At 72.0% G+C, this 8497-nt stretch carries 8 protein-coding genes; 4 read left to right on the top strand and 4 right to left on the bottom strand.

Annotated elements, in window-relative coordinates; all coding sequences use genetic code 11:
* Window positions 1-316 precede the first annotated feature (316 nt).
* The 3 genes from ACFV8H_RS40580 to ACFV8H_RS40570 form a co-directional block, all read right to left on the bottom strand.
* A complete protein-coding gene (locus ACFV8H_RS40580) occupies window positions 317-919 on the bottom strand; it encodes a CatB-related O-acetyltransferase (protein WP_380409700.1) in 603 nt (200 codons plus the stop codon).
* Window positions 916-1929 (bottom strand): hypothetical protein, encoded by a 1014-nt coding sequence (locus ACFV8H_RS40575; RefSeq protein WP_380409699.1) that lies wholly within the window; start codon window positions 1927-1929, stop codon window positions 916-918. The genes ACFV8H_RS40580 and ACFV8H_RS40575 overlap by 4 nt, the downstream gene beginning before the upstream one ends.
* A gap of 937 nt (window positions 1930-2866) precedes the next feature.
* Window positions 2867-3757 (bottom strand): alpha/beta fold hydrolase, encoded by an 891-nt coding sequence (locus ACFV8H_RS40570; protein ID WP_380409697.1) that lies wholly within the window; start codon window positions 3755-3757, stop codon window positions 2867-2869.
* A 78-nt stretch (window positions 3758-3835) separates the two neighbouring features.
* Between ACFV8H_RS40570 and ACFV8H_RS40565 the strand changes: the two genes are divergently transcribed.
* From ACFV8H_RS40565 to ACFV8H_RS40555, 3 genes are all read left to right on the top strand, one after another.
* Complete coding sequence (locus tag ACFV8H_RS40565) at window positions 3836-4507, top strand: TetR/AcrR family transcriptional regulator (protein WP_380409695.1); 672 nt, start codon at window positions 3836-3838, stop codon at window positions 4505-4507.
* 49 nt (window positions 4508-4556) lie between these two features.
* The gene (locus ACFV8H_RS40560) at window positions 4557-4883 is read left to right on the top strand and encodes a hypothetical protein (protein WP_380409694.1); all 327 of its coding nucleotides are present in this window, start codon (window positions 4557-4559) and stop codon (window positions 4881-4883) included.
* Window positions 4884-5063: 180 nt separating this feature from the next.
* The gene (locus ACFV8H_RS40555; RefSeq protein ID WP_380409692.1) at window positions 5064-6554 is read left to right on the top strand and encodes an FAD-binding protein; all 1491 of its coding nucleotides are present in this window, start codon (window positions 5064-5066) and stop codon (window positions 6552-6554) included.
* 42 nt (window positions 6555-6596) lie between these two features.
* Here the strand turns inward: ACFV8H_RS40555 and ACFV8H_RS40550 are convergent, their stop codons facing one another.
* Window positions 6597-7391, bottom strand: coding sequence for an alpha/beta fold hydrolase (locus ACFV8H_RS40550; protein ID WP_380409691.1), 795 nt, complete (start codon window positions 7389-7391; stop codon window positions 6597-6599).
* Window positions 7392-7549: 158 nt separating this feature from the next.
* Between ACFV8H_RS40550 and ACFV8H_RS40545 the strand changes: the two genes are divergently transcribed.
* Window positions 7550-8176: a TetR/AcrR family transcriptional regulator C-terminal domain-containing protein gene (locus ACFV8H_RS40545; RefSeq protein WP_380409689.1), complete on the top strand. Its 627-nt coding sequence runs from the start codon at window positions 7550-7552 to the stop codon at window positions 8174-8176.
* Window positions 8177-8497: the final 321 nt, after the last annotated feature.

Here is an 8497-nt window from a genome sequence, read left to right as displayed (position 1 = left end):
TCCCGTAACCCACAGGCAGGTTGCCCGGGCCGAACCGGCGCGACAGCGGGTCCGACACAGGTTCCGACGCGGGGCAGACGCAGCCCCGCCCAGCCACCACCACCCACCCCGCCCCCCGGGAGCGGCCGAGCGCCTGGCCGGCAGTACCGGCGGTGCCGGCGGTGCCGAAAGGCCCTGACCCGCAGCGACCGCACCCGCAACCGCGACCACACCGCCCGGCGGCGCCAGGCTCCGATCCACCGGACACACACCCCGGGCGGTCCGCGGGCGCGGCAGGCGCGCGACGCGCGGTCGACGCCGGCTCGTCCGCCGTGTCTCAGGCAGGAGCCCGGTCGTGGTCGTATCGGCGGGCCGACCGTTCGAGAGCGGTGATGTCGCACGCGCAGAGCACCGCGCGCAGGGCCGTGAACTTGTCCTCGCTCCAGGTGTAGACACCCAGAGCCAGGAGGCGGTCAACGGTGTCCGGGTCGAAACGGGTACCGACAGGGACCGCGGGACTGCCCGCGACGACGGTGTACGGCGCGACATCGCGCGTGACGACCGCCTGCGCGCCGACGACGGCGCCTTCACCGATGGCGACACCGGGCATGATCATGGCCCGCATGCCGATCCAGGCACCGTCCCCGATCACCGTGTCCCCCTTGTGCCGGTAGGCGTCGACGGCGTTGCCGGGGAAGGGGTAGAGGCTGAACCAGTCGCTACGGTGGGTCTGGTTGCCGCCCATCAGGATCACAACCTCGGCCGCGATGCAGACGTAGTCGCCGATGTGAAGCTGGTCGACGGGCCGGGGCGGCTCCCACGAGGCCACACTCACCGCGTCACCGTAGAGGTAGCGCACCACCGACCGCTCGAAGCCCTCGCTCCAGGCGTCACTGTAGTAACTGTGCGTGCCCCGCACATGGATGTTCGGATTGGTCACCGCCTCGTGCAGGTACTGCGGACGCGACCAATGCCGACCCCCGGAAGATGTACCCACGCCCGCCCCACCGATCCGGGCAGCGGACCGGCCGGCCAGGGGCCGAAACCCGCCGGGGTGCCGCCCTGCGGACAGCGTCCAACAGGACCACCCGGCGCGGCGCCCCGCGCCCGTGCCGCACCGCCTCCCGATCGCGCGCGACAGGCGCCGGACCCAACTCCGCACGACACCGCCACGAACAGGCCGAAGACCTCACCGGCCCCCTCGACCACGAAGGCCACACCGCACCACCACGCCACCAGGCCACCAGGCCACCAGCGCCGGATCCGCGACGCGTTCGGGCCGGACACCTCCCCGACGAGCAGCCCCCCGAGCGCCCGGGCGTCCACGGCGAGTACGGCGACGCCCAACAGGCAGCCCCACCGCTCGCCGTCCGGACGCCGGCCGAGGCCGCCGAGGCCGCCGTAGAACCCGCCCGGCCCCACCTCCACCCACGAACCGGACACAGCGAAACGGACCAGGACCTCACCAGACGGCGACGAGACCGTGGAAACCCGGGAAGCGGACACCCGGAACGCCCGCGCCCTCAACCGGCCCGCCGTCGAACCAGCACAGCCCGAAGACGCCACACTCCGCGCCGAGCAGACAACACACCCCCCGCTCGCGACGCACAGGCCGGTGAACACCTTCCGCACACTCACGGACCCCTCGAACAACCCGCTCATGCCCGAAGTCGCCGCCGCGAACCGCAGCGAGGCCACGTCCGGATGCCACGCGCACGAGAACCCGACCGTCAGATAGACGCACCCGACCGACACCCACCCCCACCCCTCGACACCACCGGAACCGGTAAGCAGGCACGCCCGCACCGCGACGACGACCACGACCACGACCACGAACGAGGTATCCAGTCCGAGCGCCCCGCCCGCCCAACAGCCGACCGGCCCGCCCTCGAAACCCGACGTGAACGGCACCACCACCCACTCCCCACCCGACAGGGCCACCCCCAGCACCCGGCCCTCCCCCCGCCGGGACGCGAGCCCGACCAGCCCAGCCAACACCCCCCCCAACATTCCCCAACGCCACGAAGACCCCATCACCGCAGTCCAACCCCACGCCACCCCGCCCCCGTCACGGACCGCAATCCACCCACAGCGCGGCCCCCCGCACACCCGAAACCCCGGCCCGAAACCGCGAAACCGACCACACAGGAAACCGACAAGACCCACCCCCCACCCCCACCCACCCCACCCCACCCCGAACAAGAACCGCCAGAGCACCCGCCCCCCCACACACAAGAAACCCGCAGGACCCACCCCCCCACCCCCACCAATGGCCAGCCACCCAGGCCACGCACCTACAGCCCTGCATGAGAACGCACCCAAGACCGGAACCCACACCAGGCCCGGCACCGAGGAGCTCACCACCGAAAACGAGAACAGCCCGTACCGGGTGGGATCGCCCGTGCCGGCAACGGCATAGTCGAACTCGGCGTGGGCGCAGGGCAGCACGAGGGTGAAGACCAGCACGACGGCAACCGAGGCGACGTCGAGGAAGCGGAGGCACTCCAGCCCCGCGGCACTCCAGACCGGCGGCGCCCTCACGCAGCAGCCGCCCGGGCCAGGAGCAGCCGGCGAGAACAGGCCACCGGGGGCGGCCTTCCACCGCCCGGACGGTCCTCCAACGGGCACCCGCGGGAACACACGAAAGAACCGCCGCAGACCGGCCGGTACGGCACAGATCCAGACCCCGGAAGCCGAGTGACCATCCGAGGAGACAGACGCGAACACCCCGCAGAACACGACACACCGACAAGAAACCAGGCGAAGACGCGCGCTCCGCCATCCCCGGAACAGGCCAACAAGCAGCCGGCAACAGCCAGTAACGGTGGGCGGTAGTGGGTGGCGGTGGCTGATGCGGAAACAGCGCACGCCCACGCCATACCCGCAATCACCCGACGGCGTGGTCGGCGAGCGCGCGCAGTTCGTCGGTGAAGGTGGTCCACACGTCGCGGGCCAGGAAGTGGCCGACGCCGGGCACGAGGCGCAGGCGCGCACCGGGAATCGCGGCAGCGATGGCACGCGCGGACGCCACCCGCAGGAGCGGGTCGCGGTCGCCGTGCAACACCAAGGTCGGCGCAGTGATCTCGCCGAGCCGCCCGCCGTGCCACTTCGCGCCGATCTGACGGCTCTGCGCCTTTGCGTCACGGAAGCTCGCGACCTCGTGCGCCGCCTCCCTCTCCACGAACTCGCGCACATCCCGCTCCTCGATGGGTTGGCCGGGCGCGGCCAGGATGCGGGCGACGGCCACGGCCAGGTCCAGGTTGCCCTGTGGGGTCTCGGGGTAGTGGAGCCGGGCGAATCGGGGCAGGCATGCCAGGCGTAGGTAGCGCAGGACGCTCAGGCCCTTCGCGTCGCTGGGGACGGCGGCGGAGGTGGTCAGGCTCAGCACGCGCTGCGGGTGGCGGATCGCGATGCGCTGTGCGACGAGCCCGCCCATGGAGTGGCCGAAGAGGTGGGCGCCTTTCCAGCCGAGGGCGTCGAGGACGGCGATGGCGTCGTCGGTGAGGTCCTCGACGCTGTAGGCGGGAGCTTCTCGCTGCAGCAGGGCCTTGATCGGCGGGCCGACGCGCCGGTCGGGGAGGCGGGTGGATTCGCCGGCGTCGCGCTGGTCGTAGGCCACGACGTGGAAGCCGCAGCCGACCAGTTCGGCCGCCAGGCCGTCCGGCCACCAGAACCGTGTGGCCCCCAGTCCCATGATGAGCAGCAGCGGGTCGCCGCCCTCACCGCCCAGGTCCTCGAAGGCGATCCGGATCTCACCGTTGTGAGCAAAGAGTGTCATCGCATCCCCCCTATTCGCATACACTGTTCGCGAACACCGTATGCGATAGGTAGGCTGGTGACAACACAGGAGGTGGCAGTGGCAGGACAGCAGGAGCCGGTGATCTGGATGCGGCCGGAGCAGGCAGCGGTCGGACGCCCGGCCGAACGCAGCCGCGCCGAGATCACCGCGGCCGCGGTGGAACTGGCCGACCGCGAAGGCCTGGAGGCCGTCTCCATGCGCCGCGTCGCATCCGTCCTGGGCACCGGCGCCGCCTCGCTCTACCGCTACGTGGCCACCCGCGACGACCTGCTCGACCTGATGACCGACAGCACCGCGAGCGACTACGACCTGCCCGCCCCCACCGGCGACTGGCAGGCCGACCTGCTCGCCGTCGCCCGGCAGACCCGGCAGGTCATGCGCCGCCACCCCTGGCTACCCGCCATGGTCATGAGCCGCCCCACCCTCGGCCCCCACGGGATCGACCTCCTGGAGCACGTGCTCGACGCGCTCGCCGACCACCCGGCCGCCCACGCCCGCAAACTCGAGGCGTTCGCCCTCCTCAGCGGCCTGACCGCGCTGTTCGTCCAGAACGAAACGGCTGCCGCGGACACCGGCGCCGCACGCCGCACCACCGCCTACCTCCGCCACGTCGCCGCCGCGGGGAGCCACCCCCGCATCACCGCCCTGCTCGCCACCTCCCCGCCCGACGATGCTCGCGACCGGTTCGACGCCGTACTCCTCCGCGCCCTGACCGGCGTCCTGGGCTGACTCCCCCGCAGCTGAACACACAGCTGATCACTCCGGCTACCCTCACCCCATGGAACCGGAGCATCCCCTCCTTCGCGATGTCTTCCCCGACCTCGTCGACGAGCTGAGCGCTCTCCTGGAGGGTGAGGGAGAACATGGCCTGGCCGTCAGCGTCAGGGATGTGCGGCTGGTCGGCGAGTGTGGCTGTGGTGATGACTTCTGCCAGAGCATCCGCACCGCGGAGCGTCCGCGGAGGCAGCCGTACGGCGCCGGCCATCGGTGTGTGCCGCTCCTGCCTTCGAAAGGCATGCTGGTCCTGGACGTCGTGGACGACCGGATCATGTACATCGAGGTGCTCGATCGCCCGCCCATGCGCCGCCTGAACGCGGAGCGGTGACGTTCCGGTGGGGCGCCGGGCGCGGTGCCCAGCCCACCAGGTGACAGGGTCCGCGTGACGCGGGCCGCGTGACGGGGTTCGGACGACGAGGCAGCACCGGTCCGAACGCGCCGGGTAGGTGGTCGCGGGATGGTTGCGGTACAACAATCCCTATTTGACGACTGATCGGAGAACCCTGAGATGAGCAGGTCAGGCCTGTCCCGCCGCGCCCTGATCGCCGGTGCCGGCGCCGCCGTCGTCGGGTGGAGCACCGCTGCCCATGCCTGGGCCACCACTCCCGGCGCGAATGTCGCCGAACTGCCCTCCCTGGACGGGGCGGTGACGCTGCAGGGCGAGGGCCTGGAGCGGTTCTCCACCGACTTCGGGCACCTGGTCACCCGCGCGCCCCGCGCGGTACTGCGCCCCGGCTCGGTGCGCGACGTGCAGAAGGTGGTCGCCTTCGCCCGGCGCCATCGCGTCCCGGTGGCCGTCAACGGGCAGAGCGGGGACGCGACCGCGCAGGGAACGGCCTCCCTGGAGTCGCACTCCAACTACGGCCAGGCCAACCCCCTCGGCGGCATCGCGATCGACGCCCGCGGCCTGAACCGGGTCATCTCGATACGGCCCGGTGAGGCCGTCGTCGAGACCGGCGCCACCTGGGCACAACTGGTCGATGCGGGCCTGGCCAAGGGCTGGGTGCCGCCCGTGCTGACGGACTACCTCCACCTGTCGGTGGGCGGGACGCTCAGCGTCGGCGGCATCGGCGGGGCGGTGCAGCACCACGGCCTGCAGACCGACACGGTGCGCGAACTCCAGGTGGTCACCGGCACCGGTGAGCTGGTGACCGCCTCGCGCGGGCGCAACCGGGAGTTGTTCGAGGCGGTGCTGGCCGGCGGCGGACAGGCGGGGATCATCGTCCGGGCGACGCTGGCGCTGGTGCCCGCCCCGGCGCGCTCCACCGTCTTCACCCTGGCCTACGACGACCTGGACGCCTACCTGGCCGACCAGCAGAAAGTGCTCGCCGACGGGCGTTTCGACCTCCAGGTCGGCAACGTCGTGCGCAGCACGGACGGACAGCGCTGGCGCTACACCGCCGAGTTGGTGGCGTACGGACCGGCGGACCGTCCGGTGGACCGCCGGGCGCTGCTGGCGGGCCTGAACCCGGTGGCGGGCGAGACGACCGTGGTGGAACAGGGCTGGCGCGAGTACGCGTTCCGGGTCGACGCCTTCGCGGGGTACCTGCGCTCGGCCGGTTTCTGGGGGCTGCCGAAGCCGTGGCTGAGCCTGTTCCTGCCCGCCGCCACGGCAGCGGTGTTCATGCGGGAGGCCGCCGAGCAGTTGACGGCCGCAGACCTGGGGGCGGGGCTGCTGCTGTTCTACCCGTACGCGCGGGCGAAGGTGGCGACGCCGCTGGCCGTCCTGCCCGACGCCCCCGTCGGCTGGCACTTCGACCTCCTCGCCTTCCCCGCGCCGGGCGCCGACACCGCGGGCATGCTGGAGCGCAACCGGCGCCTGTACGAGCGGGCCGTGCAGCTCGGCGGCAAGCGCTACCTCATCGGCGCGGTCCCCGGCATGAGCAGCGCCGACTGGCAGGCACACTACGGAGGGCTGTGGGAGCGGGTGACGCGGGCCAAGCGGCGCTTCGACCCGGCGGGGATCCTGACCCCGGGCCAGGGCATCCACACCGCCTGACCCCCGTACGCCCGGGGCCCGCACCACCGGGCCCCGGGACGGTCAGGCGTGGTCGCGGGCCGCCTGGGCGAGGGCGCCGAGCGCGAACTGCCTGGCGGGCGGGCCGGGTTGGGTGAGGAAGTCGAGCAGGAGACGGTTGACGAGCTCGGGCTTCTCCAGCGGGGCGGTGTGGGAAGTGCCGGGCAGGACGGCGAGTTGGCCGTGGGGGGCGGTTCCGGCCACGGCGGCGCTGTGGCAGATGCGCACGCCGTCGTCGTCGCCCTGCATCACCAGCAGGGGCATGGGCAGGTCGGCCAGGGCGGCGAAGCCGATGTCGGGTTCCTCCCGCCACATGGCCAGCCACTTGGCGAACACCACGGGGAAGTGGGCCGGGCCGTCCGGGGACAGCGGCTCGTACTGGGGGCGGAACATCGCCTCCAGCCGCGCGGTGTCGTCCAGGATCGCGGCATCGGCGTCGGTGGAACCCTCACGGCTGACGCCACCGCCGATGAGGACCAGGGAGCGGACCAGATCGGCACGGCGCAACGCCGTCCGCAGGGCGACGGTCGCGCCCGCGCTCCAGCCGACCAGGTGGACGGGGCCGGTGCCGAGGGTCTCCAGGAGGGCGATGAGGTCACCGGCCATCAGGTCGCTGGTGACGGGGCCCTCGACGTCGGGGGTGCGGCCGTGGCCGCGGCGTTCGGGGGCGTGGACGCGGAAGTGCGCGGCAAGGGCCGGGATCTGGCCCCACCAGCTGTCGGCGGTCACTCCTCCCCCGTGCAGCAGGACGACGGGGTCACCCTCGCCCTGGATCTCGCACCAGGTGCGATGTCCGCCGACGTTCACGTACTCACCCATACCACGCCTCCATGTCTGCTCGCCCGAAAGCCCGAAAGCCCGTAGCCAGAAACCTACTTGAGCATCGCTCAGGTCGATCATAGACAGATGACCTGAGCTAAGCTCAAGTCCCCGATGCCCCAAAGCTTTCCCTTCGCCGAAAGGAGCCCGCCAACACCATGGCGCTGCACCGCAATGACGTCATCGCCGCCGCACTGGACCTGCTCGACGAAGTCGGGCTCGAACGGCTGACCACCCGGGCACTGACCGAACGCCTGGGCGTGGCCCCCGGGGCGCTGTACTGGCACGTCCGCAGCAAGCAGGAGCTCCTGACGGCCATGGCGGACACCGTCGCGGCCCCGGCCTTCTCCACCCCCGGGACGGGCAACGGCGAGGGTGCGGAGGCGGAAACGAAGCCGGGCAGTTGGGCGGAGCACACCGAAGCGTTCGCGCACCGGCTGCGCCGGGCACTGCTGGGACGCCGCGACGGCGCGCGGCTGGTGTCGGGACACCTCGCCCCCGGAACGGCGACGCTCAGGTCCGTGGAGGACGGCCTGGCCCTGATGAGCGCGCAGGGACTCACACCGACCCAAGCAGCAGTGCTGGGGCACGCGGTGACCAGCTACGTCATCGGATTCGTCCTCCAGGAACAACAGGTGCACGCCCCCACCGGCGGAGCCGCCGGCCCGGACCCGGCGCAGTTCCCGCTCCTCGTCCAGTGGCAGACCGAGCACCCCGGCCCCGAGGCCACGTTCACCGCCGGACTCACGCTGCTGACCACGGGCCTGGCCGCCCAACTCGCCTGAGGGACACCGGGGACACCACCCGTTCGGGAGGCCGGCGCGCGGTTCGTGTTGCAGAGGTGTTGCAGCGGGCGTGGCGGGGCCCCGTCCCGTAGTAGCGTCTGCCATGAAGTCGCGCACGGTGCGCGACGGTTGACGGGGTTCGACTCGGGACGGGGGCCAGGCGTGGAAAGGGGTGGTGGGTGTGGGACGAGCACGCGTGACGGCGCGAGTGATCGTGCACCCCGGTGTGGAGGACGTCAACGTCCAGCAGGTGTTGGAGGCCCTCGCCGACCCGGCGAGGCGCAAAGTGGTGCACACCCTCGCCCACTCGGGCGCTGATCT

This window comes from Kitasatospora sp. NPDC059827 (genome assembly GCF_042731675.1).
In the GTDB taxonomy this organism is placed as follows: domain Bacteria; phylum Actinomycetota; class Actinomycetes; order Streptomycetales; family Streptomycetaceae; genus Kitasatospora.
This window is presented reverse-complemented; position numbering and strand designations above follow the sequence as displayed.